This is a genomic window from Enterobacter sp. UNJFSC 003 (assembly GCF_036903355.1).
Lineage (GTDB): Bacteria > Pseudomonadota > Gammaproteobacteria > Enterobacterales > Enterobacteriaceae > Enterobacter.
This window is the reverse complement of the sequence record NZ_JBAKHK010000208.1, coordinates 1-262: the sequence shown is the minus strand read 5'-3', so window position 1 is coordinate 262 and position 262 is coordinate 1. Positions and strand designations below refer to the sequence as shown.

Annotated in this window: 1 pseudogene; it reads left to right on the top strand. The window is 52.7% G+C overall.

The features are described from left to right. A pseudogene (locus V5P19_RS23820) lies at positions 1-207 on the top strand (riboflavin synthase); the annotation flags it as partial. Positions 208-262 lie beyond the last annotated feature (55 nt).

The following is a 262-nucleotide window of genomic DNA, read 5'->3' as shown; positions in this document are numbered from 1 at the left end:
AGCCTGACCGTCGGCGAAGTCACGCCAACGCGTTTTTGCGTCCATTTAATTCCGGAAACACTGGAACGCACGACTCTTGGGAAGAAAAAACTTGGCGCACGCGTCAACATTGAAATCGATCCACAAACTCAGGCAGTGGTAGATACGGTAGAACGTGTGCTGGCGGCACGAGAAAATGCCATGAATCAACCAGGTACAGAAGCCTGATCTGAAATCGCCCCCGGAGAGGGGGCGATAGAATAGCCTTTAGCGAGCCACTCGA